This is a genomic window from Legionella birminghamensis (genome assembly GCF_900452515.1).
GTDB classification, from domain to species: Bacteria; Pseudomonadota; Gammaproteobacteria; order Legionellales; family Legionellaceae; genus Legionella_C; species Legionella_C birminghamensis.
Genome location: NZ_UGNW01000001.1, coordinates 2,371,347 through 2,392,539, shown reverse-complemented (window position 1 = coordinate 2,392,539; position 21,193 = coordinate 2,371,347). Strand labels below are relative to the sequence as shown.

The following is a 21,193-nucleotide window of genomic DNA, read 5'->3' as shown; positions in this document are numbered from 1 at the left end:
CTGTCTCCTGTGGATAAGTTTTCCTTACTTTCTCCATCCTGCCTCCCTTTAATGTCTAATTTCATCCATAATGCTTTGCCTGTAAAGGCATGGGGCTTAGGAATGCAGGGATTAGTTATCCACAAAATCTGTGGATAACAGTGTGAATAGACTGTTACAGCATTGATTCTAGAAGGAAAAAAGCCCATGCCCAGACTTTTCTCAATCTGCCTTAGGCTCCTTTAAAGAAACCTCAATGTCTCTGTCGTGGTTGTAATCGATTTGACAGTCAGTATGGTCTGACTATACTTAAAGTGTAGACAGAAGAAACGCGAAAGCGTGTTCTAAAGTCTGCATCAAAAACCACCCTAGGGTGGTTTTTGTTTTTCTGTCACAAGTATTGGAGAGGCCATGGACTTAGGTCAGTATCAACATAAAAAAATTAATAAGGATATTTGATGACAAAGAAAATTAACGAGTCAAAAAAAGGAAAAATTCAACTTCATGATGAAACCATGCTTATGGGGGAAGGCGGTGACTGCCATCAAGAGCTTGGTGATAGCGGAGCAGTGTTAACAACCCAAGCAGGTGTCCCTGTCTCAGATGATCAAAATACCCTAAGAGCGGGAGCTCGGGGGCCTTCACTTCTCGAAGATTTTATTTTTCGTGAGAAAATTTTCCATTTCGATCATGAACGAATCCCTGAGCGCGTCGTTCACGCAAGAGGATTCGGAGCGCATGGTTTTTTTGAGACTTATGAGTCCTTGTCCCATCTCACCATCGCCCATCTTTTTCAAAAGAAAGGTGAGATTACTCCGGCGTTTGTTCGTTTCTCAACAGTTGCTGGTAACAAAGGCTCTGTTGATCTGGCACGGGATGTTCGTGGATTTGCGGTGAAGCTCTACACTCAGCAGGGAAACTGGGATATCGTGGGAAATAATATTCCGGTATTTTTCATACAGGATCCTATTAAATTTCCAGATATAATTCATGCAGCGAAAGATGAACCGGATCGTGGTTTTCCTCAGGCACAAACAGCCCATGATAACTTCTGGGATTTTATTTCCTTAACGCCAGAAAGCATGCATATGGTCATGTGGATTATGTCCGATAGAACCATACCTCGCTCATTCCGTTTCATGGAGGGGTTTGGAGTCCACACCTTCAGGATGGTCAACCACAAGGGGCAATCTTCCTTCGTCAAGTTTCATTGGAAACCTAAATTGGGTATGCAATCAGTGACATGGGATGAAGCAGTTAAAATAAACGGCGCTGATCCAGACTACCATCGCCGTGATTTATGGAATGCTATCCAAAGTGGTAATTTTCCTGAATGGGAATTAGGATTACAGGTCTTTGATGAGCAATTAGCTGAGAAATTTCCATTTGATGTATTAGATGCGACAAAGCTCATACCAGAAGAAGAGGTTCCGGTGGTTATTGCTGGGCGTCTGGTACTCAATAAATGTGTTGACAATTTTTTCGCTGAAACTGAACAAGTGGCATTTTGCACCCAGAACATTGTACCAGGTATTGATTTCACCGATGATCCCTTATTACAGGGGCGAAATTTTTCCTATTTAGACACTCAATTGAAGCGTTTGGGAGGACCCAATTTCACCCATTTACCGATTAATGCGCCCAAATGTCCTTTTTCAAACTTTCAGCAAGATGGCCATATGGCTTTTTACAATCCAAAGGGTCGGGCAAATTATAATCCTAACTCCTGGCATGAAGGCCCACGTGAATCACCCGCAGGATTTCATTCCTATCCAGAAGAAATTCAGGCGACGAAGTTAAGGGCCCGCCCTGAAAAATTTGCTGATCATTATAGTCAGGCTCGGCAATTCTATATTAGTCAGGACAGTGTTGAGCAAAAGCATATTGCTGATGCTTTGATTTTTGAATTAAGTAAAGTAGAAAAAGAACCCATCCGAGTTCGAATGGTTGCCCATCTTTTAAATATTGATTCAAAGCTGGCACAGAACGTCAGCCTTGGACTTGGGCTCCCAACCTTACCCAAAGCTTGTGACGCTGCTAAGCCTACCCTGGATTTAGAGCCTTCTGCAAAATTAAGTATTCTGAAAAACAGTGTGAATACATTGGAGGGTAGACGAATCGGGATATTCGTTGGGAAAGGGGCTGATGGAAAAGTGCTGAATAAATTGATAACAATGATCGGCAAAGAGGGGGCGGACTACACAATAATTTGCTCAACTATCGGCGGCACTTTATTAAATGATAATACCCAGATCGTTGCTAATGAAAAATTAGGCGGAGCTCCCGCTGTTTTATTTGATGCCGTGGTTGTCATGCTTGGAAGCGAGGCTCCATTAAAGCAGAATCCTAAATTGCATGAGTTCCTTTTAGACGCCTACACTAATTTTAAATATATTGGTTTTGATTCGGAAACTGAAGCGCTTCTGAAAAATAATCCATTAATTAAATTGGATAAGGGATGCATCAAATTGGATTCAGCGTCTTCCATTGCCAGCTTTATTCAAAACGCTCGTTCAATACGTTTTTGGAACAGGTAATTATAATTCCCTTTAAAACCACGCAACTTTTAAGTTGCGTGGTTATCAGTGAAATTATGCTTCCAGAGCAAAAGCCGAGATAGATGAATTCTCTTTGTTTAGCAAATAATCTCTCGCTTCCGTTAATTTGAAAAACTGATTTTTTGCTAGAGAATTTGAGTTTTTATCTGGATGAACGGGTCTTGCCAATTTGCGATAGGCGCGTTCAATTTGTTTGGTGTTTGCATCTGTAGAAAGACCCAGTCGTTGAAAAAAAAGAATCTTCCTATCAATAGTGGAGAAAGCGTTGACTTCCTTTTCAGCAATCACAAGCGACCTATCCATCTCAATTAGCATGGAGTTCGAGCGGAGTTTAGTAATCAGCTGTTCGGTAAAACGATGTATTGCAGACTCATTTGTAAGCGCAAAGGCCTTGTCTAGCTGTTCTTTGAACTGATTGACATATCCTAGAGCCTCTTTGAAAGAGAGAGTCTCCAGATAAGCTTTTTTAGATAAAATCCAATGGCTAAAAACCTTAATTTTGCTTTCCATTAAACGATCGTTTTTTAGCTCATCAGCGGCTAATGCCTCTCGTGTCATTGGATGCGTATTCTCTTTATTGACCCAGTTTAACAATGCATTTCGATTAAACCGCTCGGGGCTTTTTTTGGCATAAACGGGTGTTCCATCTATTATCGTCATAGTAATGGGACAGGTATATTCTCGTGGAATCCATTCGCTGCGAATTCCTTCTGCCTCCAGAAAGTTGTGCAAATTAAAAGTAATGTCACGATCAGATGATAAAGGAATATCTCTGAGTTCAATAATACCAGGATGGTTGCTAGAATTGCGCTGATTCAGATGCTCTAATGCATACCATGCCAAGAAGAGCATATGCATCTGGATATCTGAAGAAAATCTAGAATTACGCTCTGGGTTGCTAAGAGGAGGCTCTTCGTGTCGATTGAGTTCCACGTTTCTTGGAGTACTTGGAAAAAGCCGCCGATCCAGCTGTACAATATACTGAGTCAATATATCAAATGGAAGTGGTGGGTATAAAAGAATAATTGATAAAACGTATAAAAAAATTCCTGTAAAACCGCTTGGTAAACCGATGTTTTTCAAAAATGTCTCAATTAAAAATAAGCTTAATACACCCATAAAAAAGCGAAATACAAATATTCGCTGCGATCTATGCTGTAGGATTGAGGCAAGATCATCCCAGAAGTTTTTTACAAAATTCAACCCCATCTACTTACCTTCATCTAAATGCTAAAGTTATTGTGATTATAAAATAAGTGGGCCTCTACACAAGTTACAAGCCGTCTTTGCGAGCATAGCGAAGCAATCCAGAACGGAACACCGAACACTGGATTGCTTCACTTCATTCGCAATGACAAATGCCTTCTCCCTCAGACTCAACTAATCTGATAAGGGGTGTAGGCATTTGTGTGGATACCTTTATGTCGGTGCCGCGTGAATTCGAATGGTTAACACCGCGGAGTGGATTCAAGTTGCCACAGGCAGCCAATTAATCAAGGCTTCGCGTTTAGAATAAATTATCCCCTTCTTCCTGCATTGATGAGGAGCCGCTGCCGGCCGTTATCGGTGCGCCTTCTTCTGTGGGCACATCCTGCTCTCGGAAATACTCAACGATGGCATTACCCTGGCTATCGTTTGCCAGTAAACCGGTTTTGGGATCAATGCGCACTGCCACAACATTTTCAGGTTTTGGCAGGCTTTGTTCTGGAACATTTTTGAGTGCCGTTTTCATGAATTCAATCCACATCGGCAGGGCGACTGTTGCCCCGTATTCATGCAGGGATTGCGGCGTATCATAACCCACCCAGGCGGTTGCTACCAGGTTGGGGGTAAAACCAGCAAACCAGCCATCGACCTGTTCATTGGTTGTCCCTGTTTTTCCGGCAAGGTCCTGGCGATTTAAAACACGGGCAGCACGGGCAGTTCCCTTTTGAACGACATCCCTTAATGCCGTATTCATTAAAAAGGCAATATCAGCCGGTATAACCCGCGGTGCAAAAGAGTCTGAATCGGATTTGGCTTGTGCGCAATTGTCACAGACCACAGCAGGTTTTGCACGCAGCAGCACATTTCCTTCTTCGTCAGTGATGTGGTCAATTAAATAAGGCTCGACTCGATAGCCGCCATTGGCAAATACTGCATAAGCGCTGGTAAGCTCAAGCGGGCTGACCGACAGACTTCCCAGAGCCAATGACAAGGCACGAGGTAATTGCTGTTTACGAAAGCCGAAGCGGGACACAAAGTCAATCGTATAATCAAATCCCAAATCGTCCAGAACCCGAATGGATACAAGATTACGTGAACGAATCAAGGCTTCCTTTAATCGCATAGGCCCGTTAAAGGTCTGGTTGTCATTATGCGGACGCCACAGAGTGGGTTGGCTGGGATCATCGACTACAATGGGGGAATCATTAACCAGCGTTGCCAGGGTATAGTCCTTATTCAGTGCGGCAGCGTACACAAAAGGCTTAAAGCTTGAACCCGGCTGTCTGCTGGATTGAGTCACCCGGTTAAACTTACTTTTTTCAAAATTAAAGCCGCCGACTAAGGCTTCCATTGCACCATTTTGCGGGTTCAGGGCAATAAATGCCGCTTCCGCCTGCGGTACCTGATTTAATAACCAGTTATTCTCTTTCTGGCTGACATAAACAATATCACCTAATTTAAAAATCTGCTGCGCATTGACTGGTGCCTTACCCATCCATCCCTTTCTCAATGCGGGTCTGGCCCAGGACATGCCTTCCCATTTTATAGTTATACTGGTTCCATCGCGCATCAGTGCCGAAGCTTCTTTGTCTTTAAGCCCGGTAATCACCACCGGCTGCAAATCGTTCACGGTAGGGTAGGGCATCAGTAGTTTGCGGGCAGCAGCAGGCGACTGATCGCTAATCGCACCGATATTTGCTACAGCGCCGCGATAGCCGTGGCGGTGATCGTAAGCCATCAGCTGACTAAATACCGCCTGATTGGCGGCGAGCTGCAAATTGCTGTTAATAGTGGTATAGACTTTATAGCCTTTGGTATAAGCGTTTTCACCATAGTGATCATAAAGTGATTGACGAATCATTTCAGCAACATAAGGGGCGCTGACTTCAATATTCGGCCCGTGGTATTTAGCCGTTATTGGCTGCTGGATGGCCTCGTTGTATTGCTCCTGGGTAATGTATTTCTCTTCGAGCAGGCGTTCGAGTACGTGATCGCGACGCTTTTTGGCAGCAGCCGGATTAACAATCGGGTTCTGAGTGGACGGTGCTTGGGGTAAGCCGGCAATGGTGGCCAGTTCTGCGAGATTTAAGTCCTTTAATTGCTTCCCATAATAGACTTTAGCGGCAGCTCCAACGCCATAAGCACGGTTTCCCAGATAAATCTTGTTTAAATAAAGCTCCAGGATTTTTTCTTTGCTTAATTCACGATCGATTTTGATGGCTAACAAAATTTCATTAAATTTTCTTAAAAAAGTTTTTTTGCGGCTTAGAAAAAAGTTACGGGCAACCTGCATGGTAATAGTACTTCCGCCCTGTGATTTTGAGCCGGTCTGAATCATATTGACCATTGCACGCCCTAGTCCCATTACATCGACACCGGGGTGCTCGAAAAAGCGCTGATCTTCTGTAGCCAGGAGTGCGTAGACCAGTGTTTTTGGAATTTCCTCATAAGTCAGCGGGATACGTCGTTTCTCACCGTATTCCTGAATCAACTTACCATCTTGGGTGTAAACCCGCAGCGGTACTTGAAAATGGACTGTTTTTAATGAATCGACATTCGGAAGCTGGCTTTCCAAATAAAGATAAAGAAAACTGACTCCAACGACCCCAACAAAGAAAAGGCTTAAAAGCGCCCAGAGCCCTTTACGCCAAAAGGAAAACGATTTTTTCATGTGAGTGTGGAGCTTGATAAAATGGAAATGCGATGATTATAACGCGATTTTGCGCTTTATTGCGAATAATAAAGCGCATAAAGAGGGATTAAATACTAATCAGGATTAAAAGAAGCGCCGCCCAGGTTCAAAGTGGGAAGCTCATCGCTATCGTTCATTGACTTTTTCTTTTCAACCAGTCCCCGACTCTGCAGATTGTTCATAAAAAGGCTATATGGACTATTGCCGGGAGTGCCGTACAGAAATCCCATAGGGGGAAATGTCCGGGCTATTGGAGTCTCGAGTTTCATGGCTGAAATATCTTCATGCAGTTTTTCATTCTCTTTACCAAGCTTTTCGCATTCTTTTTTGCTTTCAGCAAGTGCTTTCTTTAAATGCGCTATTTCTTCCTGCTGGGCTGTAATGATCTGATCTTTCTCAGAGTTTTCAGCCTGAATCTGCCTGGACTGCTCCAGGTGGCGTTCTGCCAGGGCTTCGCTTTCAGCTAACTTTTTTAAAGCATCTTCTTTTTCGCTCACCAGCATGTCCCTTTGCGAGCGCAGCTTGTCAGCTTGCTGACTAATCGACCCCTTATCATTCAGTGTTGATGATAATTGACCATTCAGATTTTCTATCCTTGTTTCAAGCGCCTTAATATTTTTACTTAAAACACGGTTTTCCAATGGGCTAAAACAGAATGCAGCTTCCTCGCAGAGTCGTACTTGCGAAACGGTTTTCTCATCCACTTTAAGGGCAGAGAATAACTGATTGGCAAAAAGCTGCCCTGAGTAACAATAGGAATCCGCAAAAAAGGTCCCTCCTTTGACAAGTAAACCCAGCATAGCAATTTCTTTGCCGCCGGTGTTAATTGTGACTTCAGATTCCTGAGGTGCTTTTAAAAGGGTACGAATGTTAAGAAGGAAATTCTGCAGGGCATTCTGTGCTTCTTTCAAGCTCTCGCCTGTCGGTTCAGATTGGCTCGCAATTGCGCTCAGGAGTGAAATAACCTGCAATGTATACTCATATAAGGATTGCCGTTCACTGTGTTGAGGCTTAATTGCTAATTTTATAAGCTCTTGCAGTTGTTTTTCTTTGCTGGGCTGAGGCAAGTCCTTAAAGGCTGGATTAATAGAGGCACCTTGCCGTGTGCAATAGGCTAAAATGATATTTTCCAGTGTACTAATCATTTCACTTATAATCATTGAAACTCCTTGTACTGTATGTGAAACCGCTACCAGATTATTCACTATATTTTATGCGAACGAAGAGTGCAAGCGTTGAACAGGTGGTTAGTAAAAAATAAATACGAACAGTTTTAGGTCGAATAGCAATCAATAAATAAAAGTTTCCTTTTTTTATGGTCTTACGTTAGGATATGGGAGGAAACCGCCTCATTATCCGGAAGTTACACGTCCAGTTTTCATTGCATGGTAGATACCTGAAGGGAGATTACGCGTGCTTAAATTGTTTAAACCAAGACGTCAGTCCTTGCTTGGCATTGATATCAGCTCGACCTCCATTAAAATTGTGGAAATCAGCGGTTCAGCCCAGCAGCACTGTGTTAATGGCTACGCGTCCCAATTGCTGCCTTTGAATGCGGTGGAGGGAAATACAGTTAAGGATATCGATGCAATTGCTTATTCCATCAAACAAATGATTCTTGCGGAAAGTCTTAACAGTAAAAATGCTGTGTTGGCTGTTCCCGACTCTGCCGTAATCAGTAAAACCATTCAGATTAATGAGGGGTTGACCGAGTCTGAAATGGAAGAATTTATTATTATGGAAGCTGAAAAATATATTCCATATCCGGTTAATGAAGTTAACCTTGATTTTGAAGTGATCGGGGCTTCCCCAAAAAATGCCGCTTTACTGGATGTCCTCATCGTTGCTTCACGAAGTGAAAATGTAAATAGCCGTGTAGAGGCAGTAAAAAGAGCCGGTCTTGAGACTCTGGTTGTGGATGTGGAATCCTTTGCAGTAGAAAGGGCTGCGCAGTGTCTCAGTCAATCATTACCAGCCCAGGGGCGGGATAAAGTGATTGCGATTATTGATATTGGCGCACTTTATTCGCATTTTTTTGTCCTTCATGGCTTAAAAATGATTTTTACCCGCGAGGAGGAGTTTGGCGGGAAGCAGCTTGTCGATGCCATTGCCATGCATTATGGGATGTCATATCAGGAAGCAATGAAAATGAATTCAACCAATAGCATGCCCGAAGATTATGAGGAACATATCCTCAACCCATTCCGGGAAATGCTGCAGGTTCAGATCAAAAGGGCGCTGCAGTTTTTCTTTTCCACCAGTCATTATGGTTTTATTGATCACATTTTGCTCGCCGGCGGTGTTGCGAAACTACCAGGTCTCGCCGAAAAAATTCAGGAAAGCACAGGCATTCCCGTTTCCATCGCAAATCCTTTTGAGCAGCTCGATATAGCCAAATCAGTAAATCGCGAGCAATTAACTGCTGATGCACCTTCCTTGATGATTGCCTGCGGATTGGCATTAAGAGAGGTTGATTAACGATGACAACTATTAATCTTTTGCCATGGCGCGAGATTAAACGCGAACGTGAAAAAAATGAATTCATCCGTTTATTACTGACGGCCTTGATTCTAGGGGGAACGATTGTTTTTGCCCTGTTTTACTATGCTTCGGATCTGGTGAGTGCACAAAGGCACCGAAATCAGCTCCTTCAAAATGAAATTAATATTTTGAATGGGCAAATTGCGGAAATAAAAAAACTGAAAGATTTAAGGGCAAGTCTTATTTCCCGAATGACCATTGTGCAGAATTTGCAGGCAACACGCGGACTGACTGTTCATTTATTTGATGAACTTATTAAAGTACTCCCTGATGGCGTTTATCTGACCCAGATGAAACGGGAGGGAAATCGCATCACCTTGCTGGGTTATTCCGAGTCTAACAGTAATGTATCGATTTTAATGAGAAACATTGAAGCAAATCCGTGGATTCAAGAGCCTGAGTTAACGGAAATTAAAAAAAGCAAGGATCAACAGGATGCGAATGCTGCAGTGAACCCTACACCTGAGACCGGTGAAAATGAGTTCAAATTAAGCTTCGTACTTAAACCCAAAAGCAGCGCATTACTGACATTATGACTAATTTAAACTTAAGTGAATTAACGCTGGAAAATGCCGGACAATGGCCTCCAATGGTCAAATATATTGTTGCGGGCATCCTGGCAATGTTGGTAATCGGGCTTGGTTATTGGCTGATTATCAAATCTTATTTTGAAGAATATGACAGCTTGAAAACAACCCAAACCGCTTTGAAAACTGAGTTTGAGCAAAAACAAAGGCAGGCAGCCAATTTACAGGCCTACCGCACACAGATGCAGGTAATGACCGCGCGATTTGGTAAAATGCTAAAGCAGTTGCCGGCGCAAAACGAAATGCCCGGTTTACTGGAAGATATCTCCAAAACGGGTATCAGTAGCGGCCTGACATTTGAGTTGTTTGCCCCTGCTCCAGAGGTTGTACATGATTTTTATATTGAAGTGCCTATTAACATTGTTGTGATTGGCAATTATCACCAGCTGGCTGTTTTTCTAAGCCGGGTGGCCCAGATGAGCCGCATTGTGACTTTACATGATTTTGAAATCAATACTGTTAAGGAAGAAAAACAAAAAACCGCGTCCGGCGATTTGCTGGAAATGAAGTTAACCGCAAAAATTTACCGATATAAATCATGAGAAAGTTCCCGGCAATTATTGTTAGATGTTTAATACTGATTCTGCCAGGCAGTCTACTATGCGGCTGCGATACATCCGAGGATCTCGAACTATCCCGTTATATTAATGAGGTGAAGTCCCGCAAGGCACAACCTATTGAACCAATTCCCACTATCAAGCCATTGGCCAAGTTTACTTATCCGGAAAATGAAAGCCGCCGCAGCCCCTTTAAGCCTAAAACCGTAAAAAAGTTTGAAGATAAATTAGCCCCAAATACTAAAAGACCCAGGCAACCGTTGGAGCAATATCCTCTCGATTCATTAAGATTTGTAGGCATTCTAAAAGAGGGTAATGTGGTGTGGGGACTAATTAGCCTACCTAATGGCGAAATAGTCAGGGTCAGGCCAGGGGATTATATGGGGCAAAATTACGGCAAGATCATGCAAATCACTAATACGACATTGAAGCTGGAAGAAACGGTTCAGATTTCCGGGAAATGGGAAAAAAAGATGACTAATTTTGACTTAAATGCAAAAGAGGAATAGGAATTAATGTTGCGCAAGCTAATTGTAATATTTTTATTTTTGTTTGTAGCGCTAGGCCAGGGAATAGCGAATACCAATACCTTAACCGGGATTAAGGTAATTCCCTTACCCGACGAGCGGGTAAGGGTTGATTTTTGTTTTTCCAGCCCTTTGGATAACTTACCAGCCAGCTTTATGACCCCTAAACCGCCGCGGCTGGTTCTAGATTTTATCAATACGAAAATGGTTCTCGATGAAAATCAAAAAGCCAGAAAAATAGAAATAGGCTCATTAACGAACTATAATATCGTAGCAGTAGGCGATCGGGTAAGGGCCATCCTCGATTTGACTGACTCCATTTCTTTTTCCGGTCAAATTGCCGGGAATACTTATTCCCTGACATTAAGCGGAAAGGGTCATCAGATATTCCAGCAGCGCAGAGAAATTTTTGTAAGCAACCGGCCTGTTAATGCCCGTCACGCAATAACCAATCTTGATTTTCGAGGTACAGGTACGCAAGGCGGCCGCGTAATTATTGAAGTAAGCGATGCCAGTATACCCATTGACGTCACTCAAACTGGAAAGGAGGTTGTGGTTAACTTCATGAGTACCAAAATCCCGACGCGTTTAATGAAACGCTTTGACGTTGCCGACTTTCAAAGCCCCGCCCAATTCCTTCGTTTACAACAGGAAGGTAAGGACGCGCGTTTGACTATTGTTAACCAGGGGGACTATGGCCATTTTGCTTATCAGGTCAACAAACAATTTATTGTGGAGATTTATCCGCTAAGCGCAGAAGAGATCAAGCAGGCCAAACTCAAGAAGATGGTGTTTACCGGTAAGCGGATATCCCTAAACTTCCAGAACATTCAAATCCGCGCTGTTTTACAGTTATTGGCCGAGTTTACAGGCATCAATATTGTCGTGAGCGATCAGGTGCAGGGAAATATAACCTTGCGCTTAAATGATATCCCCTGGGATCAGGCATTGGATATTATTCTTAAGACCAATGCACTGGATAAAAGAAAAGCTGGCAATGTACTATTGATTGACAAGGCTTCTAACCTGCTGGCACAGGAAAAAGCAGAGTTGAAAGCGCGAACCGAAGTCACTAACCTTGCTCCACTACGCTCTGAACTGATTCAAATCAATTATGCGAAAGCAGCAGATATTGCAGTTCTATTAAAAGATAAAAATAATTCACTGCTTTCCAAACGCGGAACCTTAAGTGTGGATGCCCGTACCAACACAATATGGATTCAGGACACCGGAACTCAGATTGAAGAAATCAGAGACTTGGTGAAGCAGCTTGATGTGCCGGTGAAGCAGGTATTAATTGAGGCGAGAATTGTCAATGTGACGAAAGATTTTGCCCGTGACTTGGGTATTCGTTTTGGAATTTCAAGGCCTACCCATCTTAGCGGGACATTAAGCGGGGCAAACCAGCTGGCGCAAAACGTCGCACCGGCAGATGTGGTTCCGCTTTCCGATAGGCTTAATGTGGATCTTGCGGCAACACCTGTTTCTGCGTCACCTGCCTCCGTCGGTTTGGCCCTTGCCAAACTGGGAGACGGCATCCTCTTGGATTTGGAGTTGTCGGCACTGGAAAGCGAAGGCCGGGGAGAGGTGATTTCAAGTCCGCGTTTGATAACCACCAATCAGCAATCAGCGGTTATTGAGTCGGGTGAGGAAATTCCTTATCAGGAGGCGACCTCAAGCGGTGCGACTGCAGTTGCGTTTAAAAAAGCGGTATTGAGTTTGAAAGTGACGCCGCAGATTACGCCTGATAACAAAATTATGATGGATCTGCAGATTAATCAGGATACTCCTTCGCCGCAAACCTTCAATGGGGTTCCTGCGATTCTGACCAAAGAAATTCAAACCAATGTGTTAGTCAACAATGGACAGACCATTGTTTTAGGGGGAATTTATAAGCAAGATAAAAACAACTCGATTAATCGAGTGCCATTTCTTGGAAACCTGCCAGTAGTTGGCGTATTATTCAGAAATCAATCCACAGAAATTAAAAATGAGGAGTTGCTCATTTTCATTACTCCTAGGATAATAACCAATACGCTTTCAATTACCACTGTTGAAGGTAAAGGGGTTGAGCTGAATAAATTCGGAAGGCCTGCGGCTCCCTGGAAATAGGGAATGCGGGCATCTCGTTAAACAACAGGAGGAACTCTCCTGTTCAGATGAAGAGGTATGTAATAAAAAATGAGCATAGTTAAAGTACGCAATATTTTTCTAATTGGGCCAATGGGAGCAGGAAAAAGCACGATAGGCCGTACTTTGGCAAAGGAGCTCAAACTTGAGTTCTATGATTCAGATGAAGTAATCGAAGAACGTGCCGGTGCTGACATTTCCTGGATTTTTGATATTGAGGGGGAAGAGGGTTTTCGCAAGCGTGAACAAAAAGTCATTGATGAGTTAACTCAAAAAACCAATATCGTGCTGGCAACTGGCGGTGGTGTGGTGATGACCCCGGAGAATCGAAATGCACTGGCTGGTCGAGGTACAGTGATTTATCTGAAAACTTCACTGCAACAGCAGTTTGAGCGTACCAAACGAGACACTAAGCGTCCGCTATTACAGACAGAAGATTTGGAAAGCCGATTGGAAATGCTGCGCGATGAACGAGAGCCCTTCTATGATGAACTGGCAGATATCAGTTTTGAAACTGACAAGCTAACCGTAAAAGCAGTCGCTAACAATATTATCAAATATATTTATGGCGAAGTCTGAGTTATATAAAACGATTTTCGTGAGCTTACCCGGCCAGGAGTATCCAATTTATATTGGTGAAAATCTTCTGGCTGATACTGCTTTTTTAAAATCTGTCGTTGATTCAAGGCAGGTTTTAATTGTTAGTAATGAAACAGTTGCCCCCTTGTATCTGGAGCAACTAAAATCTGCATTTTCTGAGCAGCAATGTGATGTCGCCATTCTGAAAGATGGCGAGGAATACAAAAATCAGAAAAGTCTCAGTCAGATTTATGACTGTTTGATTGCTGCTTCCCATCATCGGGACACTACCATAATCGGCTTGGGCGGCGGGGTGGTTGGCGATATTGCCGGCTTTGCTGCTGCGACTTACCAACGCGGCGTCCGCTTTGTTTTAATTCCCACCAGCTTACTGGCGCAGGTCGATGCTTCGGTCGGAGGCAAAACAGCCATCAATCATCCGCTTGGAAAAAATATGATAGGAAGTTTTTATCAGCCCAGTGCGGTTGTGATCGATGTAACAACACTTGCCAGCCTGCCGCTACGCGAGAAACAGGCAGGCTATGCCGAAGTCATTAAATATGCCATTCTGGAAGATAAAGGTTTAATGGCAGAAGTTAAAAACCTGTTGATCGGATTGCCGTCACCTGCTGATTTACTCCCCATTATCAGCCAATGCTGTGAAATTAAAGTGGATTATGTGCAGAAGGATGAAAAGGAAAAGGGCTGTCGAGCGCTGCTCAATCTTGGGCATACAATCGGTCATGCATTGGAAGCGGATACCCGCTATGAACGCTGGCTTCATGGCGAGGCGGTTGCAATTGGCTTATACTGCATTGCATTACTCTCCCGAGAAATGGGACTTATTTCGCATTTACAAGTGGAGGAAATCGATAGACTTCTGGAATTGGCGGGATTGCCGCGCCGTATTCCACAGGATATCAATCTGGATAGTTTAACGCTCTCAATGGCGAAGGATAAAAAAATTAAGAATAATAAATTGCGCTTTATACTGATAAAACAAATAGGTGAATGTTATATCGAGGATAATGTTCCTGCTGATTTGCTACAAAAAGTATTAAAGCTCGCAGTCGAAGGAGTGTAATTCGTGCTAAATGATTCCATTGAAAAGGGCCCTGGCGAATCAACGATGGAGACGCCCCCTTTTAAACCGGCAGCCTGGCTAAACAAGATTGATTTTATCAATCATCTGGTTTTGCTCAACAATGTATTAATCACTGTACTGGCTGAGAAAGGGGGGGGCAAAAGCACCTTCGCCCGAATCCTGAACTCTTCGCTGGATTCCAGCATCCGAACAGGTATTGTTAATGCTGATGCGCCATTTTCAGCGCAGCAGGTTCTTTCTCAGTTGTACCAGACATTCCATTTGCGAATTGATGCAGAACAGAGTTTGCAGAATTTTGTTCAGCAAGTGAATGAACGGAAGGTACATGTGCTCGTTATTATCGATAATGCCCAGCTTCTGCCTGATCTTTTTATCAAGGAAGCTTTGCTGGAAATTAAAAAGCAGGGTAGTGCCGGTTTTTTCCATTTATGCCTTGTATCTGATTACAGCCTGGCAGCCAGCCTGAATAGTTTGGATAAGGATTTATTTGATAATTTAATCCACAGTATTGAACTGGGCGGCCTGTCTGAAAGCGAGACAAAGACTTATCTGCTAAAGTTTCTCCCTTCACCGCGTCGTCTTGATAAAACCATGACTGATAAACGTTTAGCGCAGTTCTATCAGCTGACTGGCGGATATATTGGCCGAATCAATAACCAGATGCAGGATTTCTTTAATCCTGACACCTTAAAAGGTAGCCGTCCAAGACGCTCGGGGGCTAAAGCATACGGACTTTTGGGCGCAGCGCTTGTTGGTTTGGGATATGCTTATGTGAGCACTCAGAATCAGCCCCTACCTGTGGTTCAAGCGCAGATAACCCCTGAAGCCCAGCCTGAATTTAATGGAGTGGTTTCTTTAATGGAGTTGCCCCTGCCTGCTGCCTTTTTATCTGTTCCGAAAGAGAAGCTTGTTTCAAGCCTGCCTAATCTGGCCAGCAACTCCATAAAACTCCTACGCTCTCATATCGAGCCGGCATTGGTTACCGAAATCCCTGAACTCACTGTTGCCGCTTCTTCCCAGGAATTGCAACCGCCGCCCATGAGAAGGGTAATCGAGTTTAATACCGACGAGGAAGATCAACTGGGCAACCTTGTGGTTATGGACAAGGTCGTAGTTATTCCAAAGACCGTTAAAAAAGACAATTTACCTGTCGCGTCTACTGTCAAAGCAGTGATTGCGACTAATAAAACCAAAGCCTTGCCAGCGCCTGCAGCAGCTGTCAAACCAGCGATTCAATCAGCAAAAGCCGCAAAAACGACTAATCCGGCTCAGTTTACCATCCAAATTCTTGCCAGTCGTAATGCAGATGATTTAAGACGCTATGTCAGTAAACATATTGAAGCAAAGAACGGAAGGATTTACCGCACGCTTCGGGAAGGCAGTGAATGGTTTGTTTTAACACTAGGCAATTTCTCTGATTTGGCCAAAGCGCAAACGGCAATAAAGACATTGCCCAATGAGCTGGCTCAACGTAAACCCTGGGTGCGTTCGACAGGTAATTTGCAGGCAGTGGGGTAAGTGTTTCATACCCCGTGGTGCAGCTCTCGAGTCGCGCGACGCAGTTTTTGAATCCCGCGGCGAAGCGTTTGAACCCCGCGGCGAAGCGTTTGAACCCGCGGCGAAGCGTTTGAACCCCGGGCGAAGCGTTTGAACCCCGCGGCGAAGCGTTTGAACCCGCGACGCAAGCCTCGAATCCCGCGGCGCAAGCCTCGAATCCCCGCGGCCTTTCGACTATCCGACTCCCCGCGGCTTCGACCGCGGGGTCCACACGAAGCCTACTTAGAATATCAGTCTTGCTAATCAAGCATAGTTTTAAAAAGACTAGCTTTTTACTTCAGTGTTCGGCCACCCAGGCATGGGCCCCGCGGTCGTTGCCGCGGAGATACGGTTTGCACCGCGGGGATTCGAGAGCAACGCTACGAGGCTAATTGGCTTTGTCCTGCAGCACTGCTCCAAGGGTCATTGCGAAAGGGATGTCTGACTCTCTGGCTTATCCGCTAACCCATAGGTATTTTCCATCACCTCTTCTAATTGCTCGCGCATCATGATTACCAGATCAAACCGTTTACTGGTTTTAGCATTCTTTCCTTCCAGCCAGGTGTTAAGAGCATCCAATAATTTTTGATCACTTTCCCGGGAAGGCGTCTCAAAACTATGGTCTTCTATCGCTTTTTCAAGAGCAGTTGTTGCTGGTGTTCTAAAATAGGACGCGGGATTGATGTATTTTGTCCATTCATTATGAAAATATTGATTGTTATATAAATTTTTCCTGTTCATCTGGGCGATTTCCTGTTTGGTAACCCCCAGCTTTTCCTCAAGCATAACACCAAGATGATAGCGCAGGGACTCTACCTGGGCATAGCGGGAAGAAGCGGAGTTTGCTTTAATGATGAGCCAGGTATCTGCCTCTGTATACAGTTTTTTGACTTCATCCGCCTTGCTAAAATCAGTGCTGTTAAGCGTTGCAACTAAACTTTTAGTTAATTCAGTGGAGTAGCGTGAGGCTTTTTTATCCTGCCTTTTCCACCAGTCTTTAAGATTCTCATCTTTCTCAAGGCCATAGCCTGAACGGAGACCCGCCTGGGGATGTAATTTATCAAGATAACGGTATACATGCTGCTTTTTAATACCAAAAAAACCTTGCAATTGCTTGGCCGGTGGAAATGGGGCGGGTGGCAGCTCCTTATGGGCTGCATAGGTGTTTTTCGCTTGCTCTGTCTTTCGGGCAAGTTCCTCCGGAGACAAGTAGTTCCGCGCTGCAAGTGATTTCGCTATTGCCATATGCAAGTGTTCTTCACCGTCCGCTGCGTTTACCCTAACCTGGTGGTGAGATTCGCGTGGAATAACAATCAGATTCCGTTTAGCAGTAGGAGGAAGGCTGGGTACAAGCTGTGAGAAGAAACTGCGATGTATATTCGATGTATTCTCATGGAAAACTTCTGGATGGATAAACTCAGGTCTCACTAAATCAGCAAGCGTTGTGACATTCAGAGTATGGACCCCCTCTTTTATCTTGTTCAGTAGACTCTTACGTGCTCCTTCTGACACCAATGTTTCCTTCCCGTCCTTATCTACAAAGAAAATATCGCATTTGTCAGGCGTATTTTCGTCAAGTTTTTCTTTTTTTATTGCAACATATTGGTTCTTATACGATTTATAATCTTTGGGCGCTTTGGCCAGCACACGCAAGTCAACATTCTGCCTGGTTCCTGTATAAGCGCCAAGAATAACGGTGGCATTTTTAATATTCGTACAATCACTGCAATCTGCAACACTGGCCGCATTACTTCCCGGGATTTGATAGGCGTTACCTGGAACCGGCTGATCAGCCACTACATCGACTTCAACATGAGGTGCAATTTTTTTGAGTACCTTAGCCATCTCAAAGGCTGCTATACCTCCCCGGCTAAAGCCGGCCAAGGTGACAGAGGTAATTTCTTTTTCTTCATCAAGAGCTGTAACTGTGGTGGTTTGAGGAAATTTAAGCTTGTTTTTTTCATTTTCATAAGGGCCTGTTTGAATACCAACACGCTTACTCTCCAAGTCAGAAGTTGAAAGCTTAAACTTTCCCTCCTCCAATTCGAACACTTCCCTGCCGAATCGCTCAGCAAATCCTTTTAAATCCGGAAATTTCGCGGAATTACAGACTTCGGGATTATGGCAACCTTGCACAAAAATGGTTTTTACATCAGGATGATTAGCATAATCGTAGCCTTTTAAAAAATCTTCCCCCGGATTTCCCGTACCACAAAAATAGATAACCAGATGCATAAAATTTCCTTAATAGAGTTTATGCTGGTAAGTATAGCCAAGATAACTTAATGGAATCTTAACCCAGAGTGGTGCAGCTGCATTGCGGATAGCAATTATCTGTTAATAACAGTGAATGAATGATTTTCTTCCGCCGAAGGCCCATACGTGAGGTTGACCGCTTCCTGTAATTGTTCACGTATCAGGACTACCAGGTCAAAGCGCATATCCGATTGCGCATCTTCCTGTTCCAACCAGCCATCCAGAATTGCCAGCAGCTTCTCTGCATTTTCTTTAGTAGGAGCCTGGCCGGCATAATCCTGAATAGCTTCCTGCAGATCACGGGTTTGTTTGTTGCGGGCATAATTACTATATTTAACTGTTTTGTTCCATTCAGAAAGAAAATAGTTGGTTTCATGTAAATTTTCCCAAATGATTTCAGCTAATTCTTGCGGTGCTACCCCTAATGCTATTAATTTTGTTCCTAAATGATGGCGAAGGGCTTCTACCATTGCATAGCGTGAAGAGGCAAAATTCGTTTTCAATATTAACCAGGTATCTGCTTCTTTATATAGGTCTTTAAGATCTTCGGGATTGGATAAATCTTTTGAATTAAGATTTTTAACTAATAATTGAGTCAGAAGGGTTGAGTATCTGGATACTTTTTTGTCTTGCCGGTTCCACCATGCCGACAGACTTTCTTCTAGCAGTAATTCATAACCTCGTCTCAATCCGGTGTGGTGCTGTAGTTTTTGCTGCAAAACATCTTTTTGTACGCCCCAGAACGATGGGGGATCTGAGATGATAAGGGGAGGGAGGCTTGGGTTTAGCTGCTGGTAAAGAAAAGAGGAGGTTCTGCAGGTCAGGGTTTTTCTGACAACCGCCTCCTGGCTTAGAAATCCTCTCTTTTTTAAGGATTTGGCCAACTCCATATTTAAATGTTCCTCGCCATCGGCTGATGTTTCCCTTACCTGATGGTTTTCTCTCGGAATGACAATCAGTGTCCTGATCGCTGTGCTGGGTAAATGGGGTATAATTTGAGTGAAGAAAACACGATGGAAGGGTTCTTCAGCATCAGGTATGGCAAGTGATTCGGCGTAGGCTTCAACAATGACACTGACGTGGCGTATACTGCTGCATTTGCTGCAATCAGGGATATTGGTCACAGCACTGCCCGGAATCTGATAGGCATTTCCCGCTACCGGTTGATTTGCAATAATATCAATCTCGAGTTTGGTGGACAACTTTGTCATCTGAATGGCTACTTCAAAGGCCATCATAGCGCCACGGTTAAACCCGGTAAGCGTAACGGAGTTAATGTCATCCCGAATATCTTTCTGGGTTACCGACGTCTTTTTTCTAGTAACCGTTTCCCCATTGTGCATATAGGAATAATAATCACTGGTATTGATACCCAACTCGGCTAGATCGGTGGTTTTTAGTCTGGGAAACTCGTCGCGCTTCTCAAAGAGATTTTCCACAAATCGCTCGGCAAACGCTTTCAAATCAGGAAATAGAATGGAGTTACAGACTTTGGAGTGATGACAGCCTTCAACGACTATTGTTTTAACGCTGGGGTCATTAATGTAATTATAACCATTTAAGAAATCATTTCCGGAATTACGCGCTCCACAAAAATAAATCACCAAATGCATATTGCACCACAACTTTACTAATTCTTAGTATAGTGATTATAGTGGTCAAATATTGTTCTTACAAAAAAATAAAGATATTTATCTATACTAAAGAAAGGCGGGTACCCTCAAGTGCTAGACTTCTTCGAGGGCTTCTTCTGGCATTGTGACATTAAGCTCCAGAACAGCACTATCACCCATACGCTCTAAATTAACACTTACTTTATCACGGGTAATGGGTATATATTTTGCAATTACCGCCAGAATTTCTTCCTGAAGTTTAGGTAAATAATCAGGGGTATTTCGCTGGGTGCGCTCATGCGAAATGATTATCTGCAATCGCTCTTTGGCTACGGAGGCAGTGCTGGTTCGTCTTCTTAGATAATTGAATATACTCATGCTGTAACATCCTCTCTGTTCTTACCAAATAATCTGCGCAGAATTCCTTTCCGTTCACTTTGGATAAAACGCATGGGTCTGCTTTCACCAAGAAAGCGGGCTATAGCATCCTGATAGGCTAGCCCTGCATCGCTTTGCTCATCCAATATAACAGGAGTGCCTGTATTGGATGCTTTAAGAACCGCTTTGGACTCAGGAATTACACCAATCAAAGGTATAGCTAAAATCTCTTTAACATCTTCTACGGAGAGCATCTCACCTTTTTGAACACGCTCTGGATCATAGCGGGTGAGCAGTAAGTGCTCTTGTACAGGGGCATTATTATCAATCGCTCTTTTAGTTTTACTGGCCAGAATCCCCAAAATGCGATCAGAATCCCTCACTGAGGAAACTTCAGGATTAGTGACAACAATGGCATGATCAGCAAAATGCATGGCCATTAAAGCACCGGTTTCAATTCCAGCTGGAGAGTCACAGACAATATAATCAAATTCGGCTGACAAGTCTTTTAAAACGCGTTCAACACCCTCAAGTGTCAGCGCATCTTTGTCCCTGGTTTGTGAAGCAGGTAAAATATAAAGCTGAGGTATTCGCTTGTCTTTTATTAAAGCCTGATTGAGGCTGGCTTCGCCATTGATAACATTAACGAAATCATAGACAACACGCCGCTCACAGCCCATAATTATATCCAGATTTCGCAGTCCTATGTCGAAATCCACCACAACAGTCTTGTGACCTTGTAATGCAAGACCAGAAGATATGGCTGCAGAAGTAGTGGTTTTACCTACACCGCCTTTACCTGAAGTGACGACAATTATTTTAGCCAAAACGATACCCTTCCCGTAACACAAAATTTTTGACCAGTTTACACGGGTTTCCTTGTATTATTCAAGCTCAAGGTTTTATGAAAATGAAATAATTTCTAGTCTCTCCAGGAATAGGCAATCAG

The 21,193-nt window shown here is 43.6% G+C and carries 16 protein-coding genes; 9 read left to right on the top strand and 7 right to left on the bottom strand.

What is annotated here, in order from left to right; translation table 11 throughout:
- Nucleotides 1–437 precede the first annotated feature (437 nt).
- The gene (locus tag DYH42_RS10130; RefSeq protein ID WP_058522300.1) at nt 438–2,516 is read left to right on the top strand and encodes a catalase; all 2,079 of its coding nucleotides are present in this window, start codon (nt 438–440) and stop codon (nt 2,514–2,516) included.
- A 54-nt stretch (nt 2,517–2,570) separates the two neighbouring features.
- On the opposite strand, the gene DYH42_RS10125 is transcribed toward DYH42_RS10130, so the two are convergent.
- The 3 genes from DYH42_RS10125 to DYH42_RS10115 form a co-directional block, all read right to left on the bottom strand.
- Nucleotides 2,571–3,746, bottom strand: a complete 1,176-nt coding sequence (locus tag DYH42_RS10125; protein WP_058522301.1) for a DnaJ domain-containing protein — start codon at nt 3,744–3,746, stop codon at nt 2,571–2,573.
- Nucleotides 3,747–4,044: 298 nt separating this feature from the next.
- Complete coding sequence (locus tag DYH42_RS10120) at nt 4,045–6,414, bottom strand: penicillin-binding protein 1A (RefSeq protein WP_058522302.1); 2,370 nt, start codon at nt 6,412–6,414, stop codon at nt 4,045–4,047.
- A gap of 95 nt (nt 6,415–6,509) precedes the next feature.
- Nucleotides 6,510–7,595, bottom strand: coding sequence for a hypothetical protein (locus tag DYH42_RS10115; protein ID WP_058522303.1), 1,086 nt, complete (start codon nt 7,593–7,595; stop codon nt 6,510–6,512).
- Nucleotides 7,596–7,848: 253 nt separating this feature from the next.
- Between DYH42_RS10115 and pilM the strand changes: the two genes are divergently transcribed.
- The 8 genes from pilM (at nt 7,849) to DYH42_RS10075 (ending at nt 15,979) form a co-directional block, all read left to right on the top strand.
- Complete coding sequence (gene pilM / locus DYH42_RS10110; protein WP_058522304.1) at nt 7,849–8,913, top strand: type IV pilus assembly protein PilM; 1,065 nt, start codon at nt 7,849–7,851, stop codon at nt 8,911–8,913.
- A 2-nt stretch (nt 8,914–8,915) separates the two neighbouring features.
- Nucleotides 8,916–9,512 carry a PilN domain-containing protein gene (locus DYH42_RS10105; RefSeq protein ID WP_058522305.1) on the top strand — a complete coding sequence of 199 codons (597 nt, stop codon included), beginning with the start codon at nt 8,916–8,918 and terminating at the stop codon, nt 9,510–9,512.
- Complete coding sequence (locus DYH42_RS10100; RefSeq protein WP_058522306.1) at nt 9,509–10,105, top strand: type IV pilus inner membrane component PilO; 597 nt, start codon at nt 9,509–9,511, stop codon at nt 10,103–10,105. The genes DYH42_RS10105 and DYH42_RS10100 overlap by 4 nt, the downstream gene beginning before the upstream one ends.
- Nucleotides 10,102–10,629, top strand: coding sequence for a pilus assembly protein PilP (locus DYH42_RS10095; RefSeq protein ID WP_058522307.1), 528 nt, complete (start codon nt 10,102–10,104; stop codon nt 10,627–10,629). Before DYH42_RS10100 ends, DYH42_RS10095 begins: the two co-directional genes overlap by 4 nt.
- 9 nt (nt 10,630–10,638) lie before the next feature.
- The gene (locus DYH42_RS10090) at nt 10,639–12,759 is read left to right on the top strand and encodes a type IV pilus secretin PilQ (RefSeq protein WP_058522393.1); all 2,121 of its coding nucleotides are present in this window, start codon (nt 10,639–10,641) and stop codon (nt 12,757–12,759) included.
- 69 nt (nt 12,760–12,828) lie between these two features.
- The gene (gene aroK / locus DYH42_RS10085) at nt 12,829–13,356 is read left to right on the top strand and encodes a shikimate kinase AroK (protein ID WP_058507330.1); all 528 of its coding nucleotides are present in this window, start codon (nt 12,829–12,831) and stop codon (nt 13,354–13,356) included.
- Complete coding sequence (aroB, locus tag DYH42_RS10080; RefSeq protein ID WP_058522308.1) at nt 13,343–14,440, top strand: 3-dehydroquinate synthase; 1,098 nt, start codon at nt 13,343–13,345, stop codon at nt 14,438–14,440. Before aroK ends, aroB begins: the two co-directional genes overlap by 14 nt.
- Before the next feature lie 3 nt (nt 14,441–14,443).
- Entirely contained in the window at nt 14,444–15,979 is a 1,536-nt protein-coding gene (locus DYH42_RS10075) for an SPOR domain-containing protein (protein WP_058522309.1), read from the top strand.
- 441 nt (nt 15,980–16,420) lie between these two features.
- Here the strand turns inward: DYH42_RS10075 and DYH42_RS10070 are convergent, their stop codons facing one another.
- From DYH42_RS10070 to minD, 4 genes are all read right to left on the bottom strand, one after another.
- Nucleotides 16,421–18,232, bottom strand: coding sequence for a hypothetical protein (locus DYH42_RS10070; protein ID WP_058522310.1), 1,812 nt, complete (start codon nt 18,230–18,232; stop codon nt 16,421–16,423).
- Nucleotides 18,233–18,327: 95 nt separating this feature from the next.
- The gene (locus tag DYH42_RS10065; RefSeq protein WP_058522311.1) at nt 18,328–19,866 is read right to left on the bottom strand and encodes a hypothetical protein; all 1,539 of its coding nucleotides are present in this window, start codon (nt 19,864–19,866) and stop codon (nt 18,328–18,330) included.
- A 114-nt stretch (nt 19,867–19,980) separates the two neighbouring features.
- Nucleotides 19,981–20,244 carry a cell division topological specificity factor MinE gene (gene minE, locus DYH42_RS10060; protein WP_058522312.1) on the bottom strand — a complete coding sequence of 88 codons (264 nt, stop codon included), beginning with the start codon at nt 20,242–20,244 and terminating at the stop codon, nt 19,981–19,983.
- Complete coding sequence (gene minD / locus DYH42_RS10055) at nt 20,241–21,071, bottom strand: septum site-determining protein MinD (protein ID WP_058522313.1); 831 nt, start codon at nt 21,069–21,071, stop codon at nt 20,241–20,243. The genes minE and minD overlap by 4 nt, the downstream gene beginning before the upstream one ends.
- Between the last annotated feature and the right edge of the window lie 122 nt (nt 21,072–21,193).

Excerpts from the sequence above, each read along its gene's own strand:
- DYH42_RS10120 (WP_058522302.1), bottom strand. The coding sequence starts at position 6,414 with ATGAAAAAATCGTTTTCCTTTTGGCGTAAAGGGCTCTGGGCGCTTTTA.
- aroB (WP_058522308.1), top strand. The coding sequence starts at position 13,343 with ATGGCGAAGTCTGAGTTATATAAAACGATTTTCGTGAGCTTACCCGGC.
- DYH42_RS10095 (WP_058522307.1), top strand. The coding sequence starts at position 10,102 with ATGAGAAAGTTCCCGGCAATTATTGTTAGATGTTTAATACTGATTCTG.
- DYH42_RS10130 (WP_058522300.1), top strand. The coding sequence starts at position 438 with ATGACAAAGAAAATTAACGAGTCAAAAAAAGGAAAAATTCAACTTCAT.
- minE (WP_058522312.1), bottom strand. The coding sequence starts at position 20,244 with ATGAGTATATTCAATTATCTAAGAAGACGAACCAGCACTGCCTCCGTA.
- aroK (WP_058507330.1), top strand. The coding sequence starts at position 12,829 with ATGAGCATAGTTAAAGTACGCAATATTTTTCTAATTGGGCCAATGGGA.
- DYH42_RS10105 (WP_058522305.1), top strand. The coding sequence starts at position 8,916 with ATGACAACTATTAATCTTTTGCCATGGCGCGAGATTAAACGCGAACGT.
- DYH42_RS10100 (WP_058522306.1), top strand. The coding sequence starts at position 9,509 with ATGACTAATTTAAACTTAAGTGAATTAACGCTGGAAAATGCCGGACAA.
- DYH42_RS10115 (WP_058522303.1), bottom strand. The coding sequence starts at position 7,595 with ATGATTATAAGTGAAATGATTAGTACACTGGAAAATATCATTTTAGCC.
- DYH42_RS10125 (WP_058522301.1), bottom strand. The coding sequence starts at position 3,746 with ATGGGGTTGAATTTTGTAAAAAACTTCTGGGATGATCTTGCCTCAATC.
- DYH42_RS10070 (WP_058522310.1), bottom strand. The coding sequence starts at position 18,232 with ATGCATCTGGTTATCTATTTTTGTGGTACGGGAAATCCGGGGGAAGAT.
- DYH42_RS10065 (WP_058522311.1), bottom strand. The coding sequence starts at position 19,866 with ATGCATTTGGTGATTTATTTTTGTGGAGCGCGTAATTCCGGAAATGAT.